Below are 20,341 nucleotides of genomic sequence, written 5' to 3'. Positions count from 1 at the left end.
CTAACGCGGAAATCCTTCGAAATCCGAGTGTCCTGTCTTTTACCCCGTTTCAGCGTTCGAGGGGAGCCTCGAACCTGTACGGTTTCCCTGTGCGGGGTAGGTTCGTTCTGAGCTGTGCGCCTGCGCTTGCTCACCGTCGCTGTCGCTTTCCGTCCAGTCCATCACACGGCCGTCTGAAACCGGTTCGGCAATTCGGCCTCCAGTTCAAAAATGCAGGATCTTCGCGAATGGCAACCTTTGTCAGCGACGAACCCGAAATCGCCATCTGATCACGAGCGCTTGATAGATTCGAGTCGATACTATATGATGACCTCGCTGCCGAAGTTCCCCCTCCAAGGCAGTAGCTAGCTTCACTACCTCAACGAACTAGCGAAGGAAGACTTGTACAAGGTCGGCGCGAGCCTCCTCAGCCGGCCTTTTTTTTGTGCTTGGCTGGTTTATTTTCCGCAGCGTCGTATATCGTTTCCGCAAATGGATGGCGTCAAGGTCCGATGATCTGAATCTCTATCCCACCCGAATGGCGAATCGGCGAAGGCTGGCAATCTATGCCAGTCTGTTGATCGGGGTAGTGTTTGTGATCCATTTTCAGTTCTGATTACATTCCATAAAGTTGTGTGGAGCGCGAGTGCAGTGCGTAGGCCGGCAATCCTTTGTCGACGAAGGCGCTCGTCCGGAGCACGGCGTCGGAAAAAGATTCCCGACCTACGGGGCGGCAGGGTTGTAGGTCGGGAATCCGTTGCCGACGAAGACGCTTAGAGTATTTTTAAGTCTTGTGAAGTTACACCTGCGGCGGCGGAAGCAACCCTGGGGAACAGGGCGGCAGAACGGTCCACGGGCCTAGCCGATACTAGAACGAAGAGGGATCTCTATTTCAGCGTAGAAGGGCTTTAATCCATGCCCCGCGAATGTCGGTGTGCTCATCCGGGCCATAACGAAGCGATTGCTACGGATGAAAATGACGAAGATAACGGTACCTGGAGCGGGTGATGGGAATCGAACCCACGTCATCAGTCGGGTAAGGAGAGGGCCTCGCGGCCATCTCCTCCCCTAAGAACCGGACGTGCATGTTTCCACGCATCCGGCTCAAGCAGCCTGAAAGCCTACCCGTTTCGGAGTAGGCCACCAACAAAGGTCGGCTTTTCCTTCGCGTGTACCTGTCGATGGCAATTCTCATGCAGCAGCACGAGATTGCTCATCGTGTCCGATCCGCCCAAGCGCCGCGGCAGGACGTGGTGGAGATGCCACCCCGTTTCTGCCGTGATTTTTTGGTTGCATACCGGACAGATTCCTCCCTGGAACCACCAAAGCCAGCGAAGCCGCTTTCGATCCTCCAGCGTCTGAAGCATGCGAGCGGCGAGCCGCCCGGAAAAATAGTCATCAAACGCCGGATCGTAGGGATTGGCCTCCGCTGCGATCTTGGTGTGTTTGCGCTTGTGTACGCCACCCAGACACAACAGAAGCTTGTCCTTTTCCCCGAAACGCCAGTCACGACCCTTCAGGCGCTGAAAATAGCGCTGCCTTGATCCATCGTTTCCCTTTGTTCGGGTGACGGCGGACGGTCCAGCGCCATAGGGCACCCCAGATGTGATGGTCGCATCGGGTGAACGTGCGGGTCGCCATTTGGCTGCGGTGATAGTTCGCCCATCCCCGAAGAATCGGGTTCAAGGTATCGATCACCGTGACCTGGCTCACGGCCCGCAGGTCCTTGAGTACCTGTCTGACCTTGCCGAGAAACGCCTTGGTGTTCCGTTTCGAAGGCTGTATCAACAGCATCGATCGGTGCATTCGGACGTTCTAACCCAAAAAGTCGAGACCTTGACTCACATGGGTAATGCGAGTCTTGGTCTCCGACAACGTCAATCCTCTTTCCCGAAGGAATTCGGCGACAGCAGGTTTGACTTTCGTTTCCAGCAATTCTTTCGAACTGCCGGTAATCACAAAGTCGTCGGCATAGCGCACCAGATGGACCTTGGCTGCGCGGGCTTCCCGAACCGTTTGGAACAACGATTCGAGCCGTTGTTGCAAGCCATCCAGCGCCCAATTTGCGAGTACAGGGGAAACAATACCTCCCTGGGGTGTACCCGCTTCGGTCGGGAACAGGCACCCTTGTTCCCTATATCCCGCCTTCAGCCATTTCCGGAGTAGGCGCTTGTCCATGCAGACATTCGCCAACAGCCAGTCATGGCTGATATGGTCGAAACACCCCTTGATATCGCCTTCCAGGACGTACTTCGGAGATGCTTTTCGTCCCAGTACGTTGTGTACCTGTTCGATGGCATCCGCCGTCGAACGGCCTTTTCGGAAGCCGTAGGAGTGTGGATCGGCGAGCGTTTCCGCTATCGGGTCTAAAGCCAGAAGATGAAGTGCCTGCATCGCCCGGTCGCGCATCGTCGGAATGCCCAATGGACGTTTTCCGCCGTTCGCTTTGGGGATATGAATCCGGCGTAGAGGGGCAGGGTGATAGCCCTTGCTGCACAGATTATGCGCGGCGTGCCACTTCTCTTCCGGGGTGCTCCAGGTCTGGCCGTCGACGCCGGGCGTCTTTCGACCTTGATTCTCCGTGACGCGCTTGACCGCCAGCACTTTTGCACTGGTGGAGCGGGTGAGGAGGGATTGCAAGCGTCGGACTCGTCGCCATTTGCCTGCTTTTGTTGATTTCGCGATGCGTGTCTGCAACCTCCCGACTACACGATGGGCGTCGGACCACGAAATTTCGTGCCAACTTGACCATGTAGTGGAAGCGACATCACTCTTTGGAAGAGCGTCCATATCAGCCTCCAATATGGAGCGGGTGATGGGAATCGAACCCACGTCGCAAGCTTGGGAAGCTCGAGTTCTACCATTGAACTACACCCGCCCGATTCCGTCGGAGATGGACGCATTTCTCCCCCGAAGGGATGTATCCATCCCCTCGGGGGTTAGTTGACAGACCTATCTCGCGATAGGCCACCACGCGGAAGTCTGCACCCTTTCGGGTCGGGGCGATCGTTTCATCCCCTATCCGGTCCATTACGAACCGGCCTTCGCTTTTTCCGCGATCCTTTACCCACATAGGTATCAGCAAACCTTACGGGCTGCCTCGTCCTGTCGCCAGGACACCTATATGGGCTTACCACGTTCCGTTTAAGTAGCAAGAGTCGTTAGGGTTCCGCCTCTTCGCCGGTGGTGTTGTTTGTCAGCGTGCCCTTACCAAGCAGAAGAGCAACCCACCACGTCCCATTTTGGGTCAAGCCTATCAGTCGCTTTTGGCTTGTTCAGCTTGACGACGTTTCATAGCGGTTCGCTTACGCTAACCCTTCGACTCAGCCTAGCGCCTCAACCGGGTGCGACTCCCGATATCACACTAGGCTCCTCACGGAGCTAGTGTACCCCGTAAGGTGGCTACATTGTCAGTACGCTTGGCACGGGGTCGTTACCAACCCAGCACCGTACCTAGGCTACCGGCGGCTGAACACCGGGTCTTGTCAAATCCTGCAATCTGCAAGACAACTACTTAAACGGCATTCGCCGCAATGTCGATACAAAGCCTGCTTCAGAACCACGAACATCTTGAAGATGTCTTATAGAGGTTGCGATCCTGCCACCAGGAGCGCAGGCACGCTGGTGGATAAAGGGCTGTTTTCCTCACGATGACGTTGTGAGTAGGCCAGCTACCGACGCGACTCGTGTCGCACGCTTGGGAAGCTGAGGTTCTACCATTGAACTACACCCGCTTGTCTTTGTGATTTTAAGCGCTTTCGCTGGCCAGGATCAATCTTTTCGACCACTTTTGCGGTCTATAGCTTGCATAAGATAAATTGCGTCTTTGGTCGGCCTTAAGTCCGTGGCATGATGTGGTCAGAGCGCCAAAACTTTGGGGTGGAACATGGGGCAAGAGATCGCAAGAGCCCAGTTCTCCAACACCGATTTCGATCTTTTTCACCGGCGTTTGGAAGAAGAAACCGCGTTGCTCGGTCGCTACGTTCGAAATGGCGAATGTTCGTCGCGAGGCCCGATCACCGGGTTTGAACTGGAGTCGTGGCTGGTCGATTCCGAAATGAATCCCGCGCCGGCCAATGCGGCGTTTCTGGAATCCTTCGGTAGTTCGCTCGCCTGCCCGGAACTCGCCAAATTCAATGTTGAGTTCAATAGCATGCCGCAGCCTTTGCGAGGGGAGGTGCTATCGCGGCTTCACTCCGATTTGGGTGAGCTCTGGCGTAAGGCTCGGACGACCGCGGAGTCCGTGGGCGTCGATCTCGTGGCGATCGGCATATTGCCTACGGTACCCGCCGAGTCGCTTAATCTGGCTAATATTTCCGAGATGAACCGGTTTCGCGCGCTAAACGAGCAGATTTTGTCGGCTCGTCGCCAGGAACCTCTGAAGCTCGATATTTCAGGGCATGAGCATCTCTCGGTCGAACACCAAGATGTGATGCTCGAATCGGCGGCAACCTCGTTTCAGATTCATCTTCAAGTTCCGCTTGAGAGGGTGCTGGATTATTTCAATACCGCTCTTTTGGTTTCCGCGCCGCTGGTGGCTGTTTCCGCTAATTCGCCGTTCTTGTTCGGAAAGGATCTGTGGGCCGAGACACGGATTCCGCTGTTCGAGCAAGCGGTCGATATCGGCGGCTTCCGTGAGGCAAGCCACGGACCTTTGCATCGGGTGGGGTTCGGCAGCGGTTATGCCAGGCACGCCATTTCCGAAGTGTTCGAGGAGAATTTTCAGCATTATCCGATTTTATTGCCGATACTGTCGGAGGCGCCGCCGGAACAGTTTGCCCATTTGCGCCTCCACAACGGTACCATCTGGCGCTGGAATCGTCCTTTAATCGGCTTCGATCCCGACGGGTGCCCCCATGTTCGAATCGAGCATCGTGTCATTCCGGCAGGGCCGAGCATCGTGGACATGATCGCTAATGCTGCGTTCTTTTACGGATTGGTGGAAGCGTTTGCGAATGAATATTCCGAGCCGCTGATTCCATTTGCGCAGGCCAAGGATAATTTTTATCAGGCGGCCCGGCATGGCCTAGGCGCGCATGTGGTTTGGAAAGATGGAGAAAAGCTGCCCGTTAAGCCATGGCTGCTGCATGAGTTGCTCAATAAGGCCCGGCTCGGCCTGAATCGGCTGGGGCTGGCGGAAGCGGACATCGCTTATTTTCTGGGCATCATCGAGCAGCGAACCATATCCGGCCAGACCGGTAGCGAATGGCAACGCCGCTTTATAGCGAAATTTCCGGGGGAATTTTCGACCATGACTCGCGAGTACCTGAATTGTCAGAAAGGCGGAGAGCCGATTTCTCGGTGGCCGCTGTAATGGATGTTCCGTTTTTGACCCAACTGGATTATGTCCCGCCCGGTCTGGCCGACATCGATTCGAAAAGTCTCCATACGATATTGCCGGGACCCACGCTGATCCACCTCCAGGGGCGTCAGGAAAGCCCTTTGTTCATATCGGTACTGCTTCACGGCAACGAGCCTACCGGCCTATATGCCGTGCAGGCCCTACTCAAAAAATATTCGACTCAGGCCCTGCCGCGTGCTTTGTCGATTTTCATAGGCAATGTTACGGCGGCCCGGGAAGGCGTACGAAGATTGGACGGACAGGCGGATTACAATCGCGTCTGGCCCGGAACCACGCATCCCGCTTGTCCCGAGACGGCCGTAATGCAGGCGGTGGTGGAGGAAATGGCGGCTCGCCGCGTTTTCGCCAGCATCGATGTGCACAACAATACCGGGGTGAACCCCCATTATGCTTGCGTCAACCGGCTGGACCATCGTTTTTTCAGGTTGGCTTCCGTGTTTAGCCGGCTGGTGATCTATTTTACTTATCCCAGAGGCACGCAGACCTCGGCTTTCGCCAAGCTGTGTCCTTCAGTGACCCTGGAGTGCGGCAAGCCGGGACAGAGATACGGGAGCGAACATGTTTTCGAATACCTGGACGCCTGCCTCCACCTCACCGAAATACCGGATTGCCCGGTAGCGCCGCAAGATCTGGATTTCTATCACACGGTCGTGCAAGTCACTGTGCGCGAAGACGTATCCTTCGATTTTTCGGCCGCAGATGCGGACTTTCGGTTGAATGAGGATCTGGATCACCTGAATTTCACGGAATTGAGCGCCGGTACTGCTTTGGGAACCGTGAAGAACTATTCGTTCGGCCTCCCGTTGATCGCATGCGATGAATCGGGATGTGATGTCGCCTCGGACTATTTCGAAATTCGTGAAGACCGCCTGGTGCTGAAAAAGGCGGTGATGCCCTCCATGCTGACTCTAGACAAACGGATTATCCGACAGGACTGTCTGTGCTATCTGATGGAGAGAAAATCGCTCGAGCTTTGAGGGTGAAAGGCTTGCGAGTCTTTTGTATCGTACGCTGTTACGAAGCTCGCACCCGATCGCGGAGCATGGTATCGCGGTCGACTTCGGAGCGCCGGAGCAGCCGGCAAACACGAACTATTAAAACGAAATCAACCCGAGGAGAAATATCATGATAGGCGGCATTGTCGCAGTATTGATCGCATACTGGTTTTATCGAAGCGCGGAAGATCGGGGTCTACCGATTTTTCACTGGGCGTTCGCGGGGCTCTTGTCCTTTTACATCCCCAATATCGCCTGGAGCTTGCTGGTCTCAAAGCCGTGGATCGCGTCGCTCCACATGCAGCAGGCAACGTTCGCGACCGGGCTGATCAATTTTTCGTCGGTTGCGCTCGGTCTCGTGTGCGCCGTGCTGGTTCGGCAGTTCTTCCTGCTCAAGGCAACCCGGATGCAGTAGCCGGAAACGAAAACGCCCCGCGCAAGGCGGGGCGTTGAAACGGGAAAAATCCCGGATCTTAGAGGTTTGCGGCGTTCTTGCTGAGGTAATCGGCCACGCCTTCGGGGTTTGCGTTCATGCCGGATTTGCTCTTGTCCCAACCGGCCGGGCAAACTTCGCCGTGCTCTTCGACGAACTGGAGCGCGTCGATCATGCGGAGGAGTTCGTCCATGTTGCGGCCCAGGGGCAGATCATTGACGACCTGATGGCGGACGACGCCGCTACGATCGATCAGGAAGGAGCCGCGATAGGCAACGGCAGCGCCTTCCACTTCCACGTCATAGGCCTTGGCAATGGCGTGGCTGACGTCAGCCACCATGGTGTAGCGCACCGGGCCGATACCGCCCTTGTCGACCGGCGTGTTGCGCCAGGCGTTGTGGGTAAATTGGGAATCGATGGAAACCGCGATGACTTCCACGCCGCGCTGTTTGAATTCGTCGATGCGGTGGTCGAGGGCGATCAATTCGGTCGGGCAGACAAAGGTGAAGTCCAGCGGATAAAAGACTATGGCGGCGTACTTGCCCTTGGTTTCCTTCGAGAACCAGTAGTCGTCGACGATTTTGCCGTCGCCTAAAACTGCAGCTGCTTTGAAATCGGGGGCGGGTTTACCGACTAATACGCTCATTAAACATCTCCTTTAATTTGTGTCAGGTTTAGATGTACTGGCCGTCAGCCACCGGATTGGTCCGATAGCTTCATCAGCGTCGGCCATCCTCTGGTATGAGGGCCGAAAGATCGAAATCAAGAGCCATCGATTCTACACAAAAATAGTCAGAAATTCTTCCCGCAATCCACGCCTCGGAACCGGCGGAAAAGCCTGCCGCCACAAGCTTCTCGTCCATCGTCTCGGTGGCGACATTGTGTTTTTCAGGTGGCAACAATAGCGTGGATATCGTCCTGCTGGTGAATCAGAAGAACAATCCCGATTCGGGAGAAGACGCCGAGGCGTAGCGGCGGCGAGGCATGCGACCGGCGAGGAACGCCTCGCGGCCCGCCTCCACGGCTTTCTTCATCGCTCCCGCCATAAGGACAGGGTTTTTCGCTTCGGCGATGGCGGTATTCATCAATACGCCGTGACAGCCGAGTTCCATGGCGACCGAGGCATCGGACGCGGTACCCACGCCGGCATCCACCAGGATGGGCACCTTGGCGTTCTCGATAATGGTGAGGATATTGTACGGATTGCGTATGCCGAGCCCGGACCCGATCGGGGCAGCGAGCGGCATGACGGCCACGCAGCCGAGTTCCTCCAGCCGCTTGGCAACTACCGGATCGTCGCTGGTGTAGACCATGACTTCAAATCCCTCCTTGATTAGAGTTTCGGCAGCCGCCAAGGTGCCGATGACGTCCGGATACAGCGTCTTGGGATCGCCCAGCACTTCGAGCTTGACCAAGTTGTGGCCGCCCAGGAGCTCTCGGGCGAGCCGACAGGTGCGTACGGCGTCTTCCGCGGTATAACACCCGGCGGTATTGGGCAGCAGGGTGTAACGATCCGGCGGAACTGCATCGAGCAGATTGGGTTGGCCCGGGTCCTGTCCGATGTTGCTGCGGCGTATCGCGATCGTGACGATCTCGGCTCCGGAAGCTTCCACGCAACGGCGGGTTTCGTCCAAATCCTTGTACTTTCCGGTGCCGACCAGGAGTCTCGAACGATAAGTGCGACCGGCAATGACCAGTGGATCGCCTTGTCCGCCGCCGATGGCATGTACGATTTCTATTTTATCGTCCATAGTGAGTCGATAGTCTTCATAGTGTCCGTGGGGCACTATTTCACGGTTGAGTTCTACGGCAATGCGCTTGCCGCCCAGGTTCAATTCGGTTACGAGATCGGCCAGAGTCGCTCCATCGGCTATGGTCCTCGGTTCGCCGTTAACGAAAATACGCATGATTCATGGGGTCGATCGGGCAGGGGATGCCACTGTTTTTCAGCGGCTGTGCCGGCGTCTCCGGGCCACACCTTGCGCCAGGCGGTGAAGCAGAGACTCGCTGTCCTCCCAGCCCAGGCATGGGTCGGTAATGCTCAGGCCGTATTCCAGGGGCTTGCGCGGCTCCAGTTTCTGATTGCCGGCTTTCAAATGGCTTTCGATCATGACGCCGAAGATACGGTAATCGCCGGCCTCGAGCTGCATCGCCACTTCTTCTCCCACGCTCAGCTGACGCTGATATTCCTTCATGCAGTTGGCATGGCTGAAATCGATCATGATATTGGGTGGCAGCCCTGCCTTTTCCAGTGCCTGAGCCGTTGCTTCCACGCTCTCGGCATCGTAGTTCGGCTGCTTTCCGCCGCGCAGAATGATGTGGCTGTCCTCGTTGCCGGTGGTCGAAAAAATGGCTGAATGGCCGGCCTTGGTCAGTGACAGAAAATGATGCGGGCGTCTGGCCGCATTGATGGCATCGATCGCCACCTTGATGCCGCCGTCGGTGGCGTTCTTGAAGCCGACCGGACAGGACAGGCCGGAGGCGAGTTCGCGGTGCACCTGGCTTTCCGTGGTGCGGGCTCCGATCGCTCCCCAGGCGATCAGGTCGGATACGTATTGCGGCGTGATCAGGTCGAGATATTCGGTGGCGGACGGCATGCCCATCTGATTCAGATTGAGCAGCAGCTGGCGCGCCAATCTCAATCCCTTGTTGATATTGAAGCTCTCGTCCAGGCACGGATCGTTGATCAAACCTTTCCAGCCGATCGTGGTCCTGGGCTTTTCGAAGTAAACCCGCATGACGATCACCAGATCGTCAGCCAAGTCCCGCTTCAGTTTCAGCAGGTGTCCGGCATACTCCAGCGCGGCTTCGGGATCGTGAATCGAGCATGGGCCGATGACGACGAGCAGGCGGTTGTCCTCTCCGGAGAGAATGCTGTGGATTTCCCGGCGTGCTTGCAGCGTCGTCAGCGCGGCTTCGTGGCCGATGGGAAATTCTTTATGGACTTTTACGGGCGGGATGACCTCCTTGACTTCGCAAATACGCAGATCGTCCGTGTTGTATTCGTCATGCATTACCGTCATGATCTCCGAAAGCTGTTTCATAGCCTTGCCTTATCTTAGAAATCGCCTCGTTTGCCCGAATAGAAGCGCGTATTAAAAGGTAAAGTATTGTACTCTCCCGAGGAGGGGGGTTCTACCCGATGAGGCAATTTCCTGAGAAACAGGCTTGCGTCATCCTGGTTCGGTTTAGACGGGCAAAAAAACCGATACCCTTCCCGAGAGAAGAACGCTACCGCTTGATTCCATAGCAAAAGCGTACAGCAAACCAATTTCATTTCCGTGAACTATTTCCGTTTGAACCAGCAGGGGCGATTCGATTTCATCCAGGCAATCCACGGCAAGCGTGAATTCGCGGACCGCCGCCAGATAGCCGGGTTTCACCTCACCGTCTCGTTCTCCGGTCAACAGGCTGCCGTGTATCGCAGCGGCTTGCGCGGCGTATTCGATGCCGCAAACCGCGCTCAAGCACCCTCCGCGGCGCAGCGGATTATCCGGCAGCCGGTGGCTACCGGAGGATGCGACGATCCGGGTTTCATCCCATTCGAGTATTTCGTCCAGCAGGCACATGGCCCCGGCGTGCGGGAGCAGCGTGCGGAGCTTCCTCCGATCTAGCCGCATGGCGTAAGCCCGATGTGCACTCGTCCATACTCGCCGCAAGGGCAAACCAGCTCGGCCGCTTCGGATCGGGCCAGAGCCGCCAAAAGCGGCAAACTTCGGGCGGCGGGATTGCCGCTGCGCAAAGTCTCGAGACCTGCATCGGCCATGCGGCTGGCATCGCCGGTATCGGCGCCGGCGAAGTTGATCGTCAGTTCACCGAAGCCGTGACCGGAGGGGGCTGGAGCCAGCAGCAAAGAGACGGCGAACGGCGCCGGCAAGGGGCGAGCCCGGAGTATCGGCTGAAGCGGCGGGAAATCGTAGGCGACCAGCAGAACCCCGGTGCGTTCGACGGATGCCTGGCTGGCGGTTTCCAGTAGGCCGATGGCGAAGGAATCGTCGAAACAGGATAGGCTCGTTGACGGCTGCCGTGATCCGGTCGCGATGCTCCAGTAACCGGAAGCCGCATTATGGACCGAATTGTGGAACTGGGTCGGCGAGATCAGCCGCTCCGCGGTCGACAGTTCTTCGAAAATCTTATGAATGATTTCCACTTCGCCGCCCGAGGAGGTAAACACCGTTGCGACCTCGTCCGCCCGTACCTGCGGCGGGAGAGCCTGTTCCGCCACGTCGATCGCGAGCCGGGTTACCGAAGTACTTCTTCGGCGCTCCGCGGCCGGAAGCCGGCTAGCCGACAGCCGCGGCAATTCGCCGCCTGCATAGACTTGGCGTCCGGCAAGAATGTGGCGGCTTTCGTTCCAGGAGGGAAGGCCGGGCCCGATGATGCCGACGCCCTCGACGAATACCCGAATCATGAGCGTTTCCCCAGAACCAGGCTGGCGTTGTTGCCGCCGAAACCGAAGGCGTTGCTGAGGACGGTCCGGACCGGCCTTCGCAATTCTTGGGTGACGATCCAGGACGCCATCTCCGGGTCGATCCGTTCGGTATTCAGACTGCGCGGCACGAAGCTCTCTCCAATGCTCAGGCAACTTACGATGACGTTCACGATCCCCGCAGCTCCCAGGGTATGGCCGGTCCAGCCCTTGATCGAGCTACACGGCACCGCGGCGCTGAAGATGGCGGACACGGCCTTATCTTCAGCGGCATCGTTGGCTTTGGTGGCGGTGCCGTGCAGATTGACGTAATCGATGGCCCGCGGATCGACCCCGGCCCGCTGCAGGGCCTTGTGCATGGCTTCCCCCGCGCCCAGACCATCCGGATGAGGCGAAGACATGTGGTAGGCATCGGTGCTTTCGCCGTAGCCAAGCAGCGCGATGTCGCCGTCGCCGCACGCCGGTTTTTCCAGCAGCGCGAAACCGGCCGCTTCTCCGATTGAAATGCCGTTACGGTCCGCATCGGCGGGACGGCACGCGGTGGACGACACCAGTTCGAGCGCGGTGAAGCCGTACAAGGTGGTGAAGCAGAGACTGTCCACGCCCCCGACCACTGCCGCATCGCACAGTCCGGCCTCGATCATGCGCGCGGCGCCGGCGAATACCTTGGCGCTCGACGAGCAAGCGGTGGAGACGACCGATGCCGGACCCCGCAAGCCGAGATAGCGCCGGGTGAAATCACCCACGGAAAACGTGTTCTGGGTTTGCCGGTAGCGAAAATCGGGCGGAAGGGCGCCGGTTTCGGGATCGCGCCGGCGATAAGCGGATTCGGTTTCCAGGATGCCGGAAGTACTGGTGCCGAGGATGACCGCGATCCTGTCCGGCCCGTAGCGCCGGCGGGCGTTTTCCACGGCTCGGGCGAAGCCGTCCTGTTCGAGACCGATTCGGGCCAGGCGGTTGTTGCGGCAATCGTAATCGCTCAGGCGTCCGCTTATGGGCTCGTTTTCGATGCCCTCGACCCGCCCGATATAAGTATCCAGTTCGGCATCCGGAAAATCGCAGTGGCGAAGCCCGCTGCGCTGTTCCCGAAGTGCCGCCAAAGTCGCATCCAGTCCCCTGCCCAGACAGTTGATCAGGGTGAATGCGGAAAGGATCAATGGCTGCATCAAGTCGGTGTGGAGAAATGTGGCCTGAGATCAGGACCTAAAAAGTTCAAGCAAAATTCGGCGATTGCATGGACCCGGGAGCACCGCCATCCCTAATTGCCGGCCTTTCTCGAAGAAGGCGAAGAGCATCGAGTTCCACTCCCGGAGAAAGGGTGAGGGCGCGACCCTTGATGTGGCGCTGAGGTCATTTCGAACGATTGAAATACGGTTTTACGAGATTCAAGTATTATGCCGAAGACTGATTCCGTCTGGCCAGCATTGCCGCGAAAAACACTGCAAGAGTCGCGCCCAAGGCTACCGTGCTGCCGATCGCGTGGAGAATATTGACCTTCGAAGTGGCCAGAATGCCGAAGGCGGTAACGGCACTAAAGCTGCAGATCAGAAGCGAAAGGAAAGTCCGGTTGCGTTCCTCCGGAGTACGGCTGGGCTTGTTGAAGAACAAGGCCTGATCCATGCCGAGTCCCATGACCAGGAGCAGCGAAACCAAGTGGTAAAGCGACAGCCCGCCGTGTAGCCGCATCAGTACGGCGGCGGTCACGAAAGCCGCGGCGGCCATGGGCGTCAAGACCCGCAGCATCCCGCCGGGCGAGCGGAGTCCCAGGGTCAGCAAGATCACGATGGCGGCCAGGCTCGCCCCCAGCAAGTGAACGGCTTCCCGGCGGTAATCCCGCAGCAGCCGGCTCGATGCTTCGCGAAGATCCAAGTAGATCAGGCTTTTGTCCGGCGCAAGTGCGGTTTGCAATTGCGCCGCGTCGGCCACGCCGACGAGCGGAACCAGGGCAATCCATCGCTCGCCGTGCGGGAAAAGGAGCGACTCGATCTTGAGCCGGAACGACGTTTGGGCAAAGCTCGTTGCATCGAGCAGCGACGCGTGTTTCGCTCGTGCCAGGTCGGCCATGAACGGTTCGAAAGCGCGCGGCTGGAAAGGCGTGTCATGCAGCGCTTCGTCGAGATTCCGCCGCAGCATCCCGATCTTGGGCAAAGCCGACTGCCGGAGCGTCTGTGTTTCACGGCTGGGGAGGTACAGCGCAGCCATGTCGAAGCCGGCCATGGAGCCGTTCTCGACCAGGGTCCGCAAGATTTGTTTCAGACGTTCGCTCCGTCGCAGGACGGTCTCGGCGTCGCTGCCGGTGACGACGATCATTTGGCGGAGGTCCGGCGCGCCCAGATCGCGGCGAAGCGTTTCATCCAACGCCTTGCGGGTTTCGGGGACCGGGCTCAAGGCGTCGATATCGTCGTTCCAGAGCGACGCGCCGGAGCGGGTGATCGATATGATCGCAACCAGAATGAGCAAGGGCGGAACGAACCGGAGCCGGTTCAGTTTTCCGAGAAATTCATCGGCGTGCAATCCTTTGACGACCCGGTCGGGCAAGGCGATATGTTCGGGCATGAGTACCGGCATGATCCAGCGACAGGTCAGCCCGGCTGCCAGGAGTCCGGTCGCCGCGAAAACCCCGAGTTGGGAAAGACCTTCGAAACCCGAAAACAGCATCGCGGCAAAGCCCGCCACGTTGGTCAGTATGCCCAGCCTGAGCGTCGGCCAGATGAGGCGCACCGTCCGACGGCTGGTCTCCCCCCGGCGGACATGGGTGAACAAGTGGTTGGGATAATCGGCGGCGACGCCGAGCAAGGTCGCGCCGAACCCCAGAGTGATACCGTGTATGCCGCCCGACCAGAGACTCACCGCGCAGGTGCCGGCCAGGGCGCCGGTCGCCAGCGGCACCAGGCCGAGCAGGATGACTCTGAGCGAGCGGTACACCGCGGCCAGCAGCAGGGTGATTGCCAGCGTGTTGAGCAGGGACAGCCGCACGGCATCCTCGGTGATGGTGGTATTGGCTTCCACGGCGAATGCGCCGGGGCCGCTCAAGAGCAGTTCCACCGGCCGGTTTCCCTTGATTGCGGCGAAGCCGTCCCGAATCGAAGCCACCGCCCCGGCCTGAGCATCCAGATCGAACGCCGGCGCCTTCGTCTCCGCGACGAGCAGCGCCCGCCGCCCGTCCGGCGAAAACCAGACGCCTTGGCGCATCGACGGGCCGCCGGATTTCATCCAGATCCGCAAGGTTTCGAAAAATTCGCCGGTCGGATCGCGGGAAAGGAATTCTTTTCCGAGCAGGCCGGCCGGCGACGCGAGTTCTGCCAGCCGCGCATCCAGGGCCTGCTGGAGTCCGTCCGCGCTGAAACGCGGTTCGGCGACCTTCGGACTCAAGAGATAGCGATTCTCGAACAGAAATTCCCGATCGCCCGGGGAAAGCCCGTGCGTTCCGTTGTCGACCCGCACGAATGTATCGTTGGTCCGCAGCCGTTCCGCCAGGCGTCGGCTGATTTCCGCCAGGTCGGATTCGTTGCTTCCCTCCAGGGCCATGAGCAATAGCCGTGACGCCACGCCGTGACGCAGTTGCTCAACCAGGATCTGCTCCGCGACGCCCGCTTTTTTCGGCAGGAAATGGGTCAGGTCGGTCGATACCGGGGTGAGGAACAGCGCGATCCAGGCGCCGACCGCCATGAGGATCAGCCAGACTAAAACCGGCAGGCGCTCCTTCACGGCTGATGCTCGATGGTCATGACCGAGAGGTCGCCGCCGGTTTCCTCGATTTCGATGCGATCGATGCGGTCGTTGCTGCCGCGGATGCGGACGAACCGAACCAGCCTGGCCATGTCCGGCTCGGTAGGCACCAGGGCCAGCAACCAATTGCGCTGCGACCCGCCGAAACTGATTTTGTAGAAGCGGTTCAAAGTTGCCAGATCGCCCGCCAGCGGTGCCCTGATGCTCTCCACGAAAGCCCAGATCGCCGGTTGTGAAGCCAGCGAAAGGGTTTGTTTGATGCCTTTCGCGGGATTTTCGATGGTCAGGGAATCGCCATCCACGGTATAGCGTTCCTCGAAGGGAGCAAGCACGCGTTTTTCGAGGAAGGACGGCGCGCGGTAGCTCAGGGTGCCGCTCAGCCGCATCGGTTCCTTGAGGACCGCCATGGTCTTGATTTCGGTATAGCGCTTTTCGCCGCTTTCGATACGCGACAAGGCGTGCATGAGTGCGTCGATGTCCCAGCGCTCGGCCGCGGCGGCCAGCGTGACCGTGAAAGCCAGGCTCGGCAGAATCACGAGCCATTGCCGGATGCTCCGGCTGTGCGGCGCTGGGCGGCGGCGCCTGTCCGTTGTTTTCCCAGAGGTCATAGGATGCTTTGTCGGTTTGGTTGATCGAGCGGGTTTCGGCGGCGAGTTTCGCTCATCCTTTCCCCATGGCCGCTTCCAGGGTGGCTTGCATGGCATCGGCCGCGACCGGGTGGCCGAATAAATAGCCCTGAGCGACATCGCAGCCGTGGCGCTTCAGAAACGCGAGCTGGGCCTCGGCTTCCACCCCTTCGGCTAATACCTCCAGTTTCAGGTTCCGCGCCATGGCGATGATGGCGGCGGCGATCTCCATGTTCGAAGTATCTTGGGGTATATCCCGCACGAAGCTTTGGTCGATCTTCAGCTTGTCGATGGGGAAACGTTTCAGATAGGCCAGCGAGGAGTAGCCGGTGCCGAAATCGTCGATCGCGATTCTGACGCCCAATGCCTTGAGCGCTGCCAGTTTGGTCTCGTTCTCCGGGCCGTCTTCCATGAGAGCGGTTTCGGTGATTTCAAGTTCGAGATACCGGGACGGCAAACGGGTTTCGGCTAGGACGGCGCGGATGCGTTCGTAAAGGTCGCCCTGCCGGAACTGGCGCGGCGAAAGGTTGACCGCCAGCATTTCCAGCGGCAGGCCGGCATCCAGCCAGGTTTTCATGCGGGCGCAGGCGGTGCGCAGCACCCATTCGCCCAGCGGCACGATGAGGCCTGTTTCTTCCGCCAAGGGTATGAAATGATTGGGGTAGAGCAGACCCTCGCCGGGAATCTGCCAGCGCACCAAGGCCTCCACGCCGAAAATCCGCCCGTCCGTCAATGCCACCAGCGGCTGATAATGCAGGACGAACTCGTCTTGTTCCAAAGCGCGTCGCAGGCGGGTTTCCAGGGCGAGCCGTTCGTTCGCGGACCGGGTCAGCGACTCGGTATAGAAGTGATAGGTGCCTCGACCCTTGTCTTTTGCCTGGTAGAGGGCGGCATCCGCGTACTGTATCAGCCGATCGGGTTCATCGCCGTCGTCCGGGAAAATGCTGATTCCGAGACTGGCGCCGATGTAAACCTCTTGTCCTCCGGATAAACAGAATGGAGCGTTGAAGCGGTCGATCAGGCTGTGCGCGACGTTCGCTGCGGTCTCGGGATCGGACAGGTCTTCCAGCACCACGACGAATTCGTCTCCGCCGAGGCGAGCCAGGGTATCGGATTCGGACAGGCATCCGCGCATGCGTTGAGAGGCGATTTGCAGCAGTTCGTCGCCGGTGGCATGCCCCAAGCTGTCGTTGACGTTCTTGAAGCGGTCCAGGTCGAGGAACAAAACGGCGCCCCGGGCCCGGTCGCGCCTGGCGCGCTCCAGGGCATGGTTCAGGCGGGACAGCAGCAGCAGCCGATTGGGAAGGCCGGTCAGCGGATCGTAATGAGCGAGGTATTCCAGCTGGGTTTCCGAACGCTTGAGGCGGGTGATGTCGGTAAACACGCCCACGTAGTTGACCGCCTTGCCCTGTTCGTTGAGTACCGTGCTGATGTTCAGCCACTGCGGATAGATTTCGCCGCTCTTGCGCCGGTTCCAGAGTTCGCCCTGCCAGGAGCCGGCGCTGCGAATGGCGTGCCACATGGCTTGGAAGAAATCACGGCCGTGATGTCCGGATTGGAGGAGCCGAGGGTTCTTGCCCAAGACCTCTGCTTCGGTGTATTCGGTGATCATCGTGAAGGCCGGATTGACGGCGATAATGTTGCCGTCGAGGTCGGTGATGACCACGCCTTCCTGGGTGCTGGTGAATACGGCGGCCGCCTGGCGCAGCCGTTCCGCCGCCTGGAACTGCTCGGTGATGTCCAGGGCCACACCCGAGGCGAGAATGACCTTGCCGGCATCGTCGCGCAATGCGTAGCCGCGGTCGTTGATCCAGCGCAGCGTGCCGTCGGGACGGGCGATCCGGTACTGGATATCGAAGCGCCGGCCGTGCGCCAGATCTTCCTGGGCGCGCAACACCCGTGGAGCGTCCGCGGGATGAATGATCTCCTGCCAAAGTTTCGGATTCGCATAGAGTTCTGTGCGGAGGCGTCCACACACCTGCTCGAATGCGGGACTTAAGTAAAGAACGGACCGAAAATCCGGCGAACAAAGCCAGAACACTTCGCCTATCGTTTCGGCCATCTGGCGGAAGCGCCGCTCGCTTTCACGCAGGGCTTCTTCGGCGGCATGCCGCACCCGTCGTTCCTTCATTTCGCGCAGGCTGCGCTCGATGGCGGGGCCCAGCCGCCCCGGCCGGTCCTTGAGCACGAAGTCCCACACCCCCAGCTTGAGCAGTTCGACCGCGCGTTCTTCGCCGATGCTGCCGGAGATCAGGATCACCGGTGCATTGGGCAGCCGTTCCTGGATCATCCCGAAAGCTTCTGCGAAATCCAGGCCGGGAACGTTGTAGTCCGACAACACGGCGTGCCAGCCGCCTTCCTCCAGAGCCTGGTTCAACTCGACACCGCTCTCCACCCGGCGGCAGCGGGGAGCCAGCCCATGAAGTCGCAACTGGCGCTGGATCAACCGGAAATCGGCTTCGCTATCCTCGATGACCAGGACGTTAAGCGGCTCGCTCACGGTCGCTTCAACCCCCTGGCGCTTCGTTCGTGGCCAGCCAGTAGACGCCGAGACGCGCTACCGTTTCGGCGAATTCGGTGAAATCCAGCGGCTTGCGGACGAAACTGTTGGCACCGTTCTCGTAGCTGCGAAGGCGGTCCCGCTCCTCGTCGGAGGACGTGAGTATGACTACCGGCAAGAACGCGGTGCGTGGGTCGGCGCGGAGCCGGTCCAGCACTTCGAGGCCTCCGATTCGGGGCAGATTGAGATCGAGCAGAACCACGGTGGGCAGTTCAGGGCCTTTGCGCTCGGCGAATTCGCCTTGCCGGAACAAATAGTCCAGCGCCTGCTGGCCGTCACGCACGACGTCCACCTGGTTGGCCAGGTTGACTTTCCGCAGCGCGCGCAAGGTCAGCAGTTCGTCCTGGAAGTTGTCTTCCACCAACAGGATCGTCTTGATTTTCATCATGTCTCCTCGTCGCCGCCTGCGAACGGTAGGGAAAAGCAGAAGGTGGCGCCCCGCCCCGGAGCAGCAATTGCTCCAATCGTGCCGCCGTGACGATGGATGATGCGCTGGACCGTAGCCAAGCCGATGCCGAGACCGGGGAATTCTTCCTGTCGATGCAGTCGCTGGAATGGCTGAAACAATTTGGCGGCGTGGGCCATATCGAAGCCCGCGCCATTATCCGTTACAAAGAATAGCTGAAACTCGTTGTCCGGTTTTGGCTCCGTGTATATCCGGATCATCGGCGCCTCGGTGTCGCCCGTATATTTCCAGGCGTTACCGATAAGGTTTCTCAGGGCAACCTCGAGCATTCGGGCATCGCCGCGAGCGACGAGTCCCGGTTCTACCTGCCATGCCACCCGGCGCGACGGTTCCAACCGCTTCAGCTCGGCAAAAATGCTTTCCGCGAGGGCGGACAGATCGACCGGGTCACGCCGCAGCTCGCCACGAGTGCAGCGGGAAAGCTGGAGCAGACCGTCGATCAGTTCGCCCATGCGGCGACTACCGAGAATGATCTGATCCAGGTAGAAGCGGGCTTCTCCCTCGAGGCGCTCGCCGTAATCCTCCGCCAGGGCCTGGCTGAACCCGCCCATGGCCCGAAGCGGTGCGCGCAGATCGTGGGAGACGGCATAGGCGAAGCTCTCCAGCTCCTGGTTGGCGGCCTGGAGTTCGGCGGTGCGTTCCTCGACGCGCCTCTCCAGGTCGGCGTTGAGACGAAGGATTTCCTCCTCCGCCCGTTTGCGTACGGTGATGTCGACGACACTGACGATCACGTGAAGCTTCCCGGCGATGTGCACCGGCCCCAGGCTGACCTCGCAGGGAAATTCTTCGCCGTCGATCCGGACGCCGTGCAGATCGCGCCCCTTGCCCATGGCGCGCGGCTCGGGATGGCGGAAGTACTCGGAAACGAGTTCGGGATGGTGAGTGCGAAAGCGGTCGGGTATAAGGGCTTCCACCGGAAGCCCGATCAGCCGTTCGGACGGGCATCGGAAAACGTCGCCGGCACGCCCGTTCGCCTGGACGATCTGCCGGTGCGCATCGACCACGAGCATAGCCAGAGGTGAGGTTTCGAAGATCAGCCTGGCTCGCGTCTCGGTTTCGCACAGTGCCGCCTCCGCAACCGCCCTGACCCGGGCATAGATTTCCGCTTCGATTTGCACGGCGCGTTCTTGGCGCGAGCCGGGAAGCGCGCTTTGCTCGCTTCCCGGCTGCATGAGCTGGACGAACTCGGTCACGTCCTCCACGCGGTGGATGATATAGGCGACGGCGCCGTCCGTCCCGGGTGCCGGCGTATTGTAGGCGCTCCAGTAACGTACCGCGAATCCGCCGCCTTGCTCCGCCGGTATCGGGATATCGTATCTCTGCACCGGCATGGCTTCGGGTTTACCGGTGTGCAGCACGCGCTGGAGGGAGGTTTTGAGGTTGTGGCCGGCGATCGCGTCGGGATCGTCCGGATTGTCCGGGAAGGCTTCGAAAATGTCGCGACCGATGATCTCCTCCCGGCGGGTCATCGTGGCGCGTACATAGGCGTCGCTGACTGCGACGATACGGAAATCCGGCGTCAGTACAAGATAAAGGCCCGGCACGGCCTCGAACAGGAGTCGGAAGTTCGGCTCGGCGAGCGGTATGTCGCTCGAAAGCAGCGGAGCTTTCTCCTCCTCCGACGGAGGCGACCCTGGGATTGTTATCTTGTCATCGTTCATCTTATTTTTGCGCCGCCGGCGCTTTCTTCACAATCGTCATCGAGCGGTCACCACTTCGACCCGCGAGCTTACGCCGCGCGCAAGCTCGGCAGGCTCTGGCG

18 protein-coding genes and 1 tRNA gene are annotated in these 20,341 nt (G+C 59.4%); 3 read left to right on the top strand and 16 right to left on the bottom strand.

The genetic code is table 11. The features are described from left to right. Window positions 1–1,100: 1,100 nt before the first annotated feature. The 4 genes from sS8_RS29225 to sS8_RS14140 all read right to left on the bottom strand — a co-directional run bounded on the left by sS8_RS29225 (window position 1,101) and on the right by sS8_RS14140 (window position 2,857). On the bottom strand, window positions 1,101–1,454 hold the full coding sequence (locus tag sS8_RS29225) for an HNH endonuclease signature motif containing protein (protein ID WP_232020310.1): 354 nt from the start codon (window positions 1,452–1,454) through the stop codon (window positions 1,101–1,103). Window positions 1,455–1,485: 31 nt separating this feature from the next. Further along, on the bottom strand, window positions 1,486–1,785 hold the full coding sequence (locus sS8_RS29220; RefSeq protein WP_232020309.1) for a group II intron maturase-specific domain-containing protein: 300 nt from the start codon (window positions 1,783–1,785) through the stop codon (window positions 1,486–1,488). 9 nt (window positions 1,786–1,794) lie between these two features. Then, on the bottom strand, window positions 1,795–2,769 hold the full coding sequence (gene ltrA / locus sS8_RS29215; protein ID WP_232020652.1) for a group II intron reverse transcriptase/maturase: 975 nt from the start codon (window positions 2,767–2,769) through the stop codon (window positions 1,795–1,797). 14 nt (window positions 2,770–2,783) lie between these two features. Next, a tRNA-Gly gene (locus sS8_RS14140) sits at window positions 2,784–2,857 on the bottom strand. 1,008 nt (window positions 2,858–3,865) lie between these two features. Here sS8_RS14140 and sS8_RS14135 point away from each other — a divergent pair. From sS8_RS14135 to sS8_RS14125, 3 genes are all read left to right on the top strand, one after another. Continuing rightward, window positions 3,866–5,293, top strand: coding sequence for a glutamate--cysteine ligase family protein (locus sS8_RS14135; RefSeq protein WP_119630180.1), 1,428 nt, complete (start codon window positions 3,866–3,868; stop codon window positions 5,291–5,293). Then, window positions 5,293–6,318 carry a M14 family metallopeptidase gene (locus sS8_RS14130; protein WP_119630179.1) on the top strand — a complete coding sequence of 342 codons (1,026 nt, stop codon included), beginning with the start codon at window positions 5,293–5,295 and terminating at the stop codon, window positions 6,316–6,318. Before sS8_RS14135 ends, sS8_RS14130 begins: the two co-directional genes overlap by 1 nt. Window positions 6,319–6,466: 148 nt before the next feature. Beyond that, window positions 6,467–6,751 carry a hypothetical protein gene (locus sS8_RS14125; RefSeq protein ID WP_119630178.1) on the top strand — a complete coding sequence of 95 codons (285 nt, stop codon included), beginning with the start codon at window positions 6,467–6,469 and terminating at the stop codon, window positions 6,749–6,751. 58 nt (window positions 6,752–6,809) lie between these two features. On the opposite strand, the gene sS8_RS14120 is transcribed toward sS8_RS14125, so the two are convergent. The 12 genes from sS8_RS14120 to sS8_RS14075 all read right to left on the bottom strand — a co-directional run bounded on the left by sS8_RS14120 (window position 6,810) and on the right by sS8_RS14075 (window position 20,240). Continuing rightward, the gene (locus sS8_RS14120) at window positions 6,810–7,415 is read right to left on the bottom strand and encodes a peroxiredoxin (protein WP_119630177.1); all 606 of its coding nucleotides are present in this window, start codon (window positions 7,413–7,415) and stop codon (window positions 6,810–6,812) included. A gap of 73 nt (window positions 7,416–7,488) precedes the next feature. Continuing rightward, window positions 7,489–7,671: a hypothetical protein gene (locus sS8_RS27685; RefSeq protein WP_145986536.1), complete on the bottom strand. Its 183-nt coding sequence runs from the start codon at window positions 7,669–7,671 to the stop codon at window positions 7,489–7,491. 27 nt (window positions 7,672–7,698) lie between these two features. Further along, window positions 7,699–8,676 (bottom strand): sulfur carrier protein ThiS, encoded by a 978-nt coding sequence (thiS, locus tag sS8_RS14115; RefSeq protein ID WP_119630176.1) that lies wholly within the window; start codon window positions 8,674–8,676, stop codon window positions 7,699–7,701. A gap of 39 nt (window positions 8,677–8,715) precedes the next feature. Beyond that, the gene (gene aroG / locus sS8_RS14110; protein WP_119632794.1) at window positions 8,716–9,783 is read right to left on the bottom strand and encodes a 3-deoxy-7-phosphoheptulonate synthase AroG; all 1,068 of its coding nucleotides are present in this window, start codon (window positions 9,781–9,783) and stop codon (window positions 8,716–8,718) included. A 174-nt stretch (window positions 9,784–9,957) separates the two neighbouring features. Next, window positions 9,958–10,389 (bottom strand): hydroxymyristoyl-ACP dehydratase, encoded by a 432-nt coding sequence (locus sS8_RS14105; protein ID WP_119630175.1) that lies wholly within the window; start codon window positions 10,387–10,389, stop codon window positions 9,958–9,960. Further along, window positions 10,380–11,180, bottom strand: a complete 801-nt coding sequence (locus sS8_RS14100) for a beta-ketoacyl synthase chain length factor (protein WP_119630174.1) — start codon at window positions 11,178–11,180, stop codon at window positions 10,380–10,382. The genes sS8_RS14105 and sS8_RS14100 overlap by 10 nt, the downstream gene beginning before the upstream one ends. Beyond that, a complete protein-coding gene (locus tag sS8_RS14095; protein WP_119630173.1) occupies window positions 11,177–12,364 on the bottom strand; it encodes a beta-ketoacyl-[acyl-carrier-protein] synthase family protein in 1,188 nt (395 codons plus the stop codon). The genes sS8_RS14100 and sS8_RS14095 overlap by 4 nt, the downstream gene beginning before the upstream one ends. 226 nt (window positions 12,365–12,590) lie before the next feature. Beyond that, on the bottom strand, window positions 12,591–14,906 hold the full coding sequence (locus tag sS8_RS14090; protein ID WP_170161080.1) for an MMPL family transporter: 2,316 nt from the start codon (window positions 14,904–14,906) through the stop codon (window positions 12,591–12,593). Continuing rightward, window positions 14,903–15,463, bottom strand: coding sequence for a LolA-related protein (locus tag sS8_RS28135; RefSeq protein WP_170161079.1), 561 nt, complete (start codon window positions 15,461–15,463; stop codon window positions 14,903–14,905). The genes sS8_RS14090 and sS8_RS28135 overlap by 4 nt, the downstream gene beginning before the upstream one ends. Window positions 15,464–15,587: 124 nt before the next feature. After that, entirely contained in the window at window positions 15,588–18,053 is a 2,466-nt protein-coding gene (locus sS8_RS14085) for an EAL domain-containing protein (RefSeq protein WP_119630171.1), read from the bottom strand. Between the two features lie 7 nt (window positions 18,054–18,060). Beyond that, window positions 18,061–18,501, bottom strand: coding sequence for a response regulator (locus sS8_RS14080; protein WP_232020308.1), 441 nt, complete (start codon window positions 18,499–18,501; stop codon window positions 18,061–18,063). Beyond that, window positions 18,498–20,240 (bottom strand): PAS domain-containing sensor histidine kinase, encoded by a 1,743-nt coding sequence (locus sS8_RS14075; RefSeq protein WP_119630169.1) that lies wholly within the window; start codon window positions 20,238–20,240, stop codon window positions 18,498–18,500. Before sS8_RS14075 ends, sS8_RS14080 begins: the two co-directional genes overlap by 4 nt. Between the last annotated feature and the right edge of the window lie 101 nt (window positions 20,241–20,341).

Origin of the sequence: Methylocaldum marinum, assembly GCF_003584645.1 — a bacterium.
In the GTDB taxonomy this organism is placed as follows: Bacteria; Pseudomonadota; Gammaproteobacteria; order Methylococcales; family Methylococcaceae; genus Methylocaldum; species Methylocaldum marinum.
The sequence above is the reverse complement of the archived record's forward strand: the minus strand, read 5'-3'. Positions and strand labels throughout refer to the sequence as shown.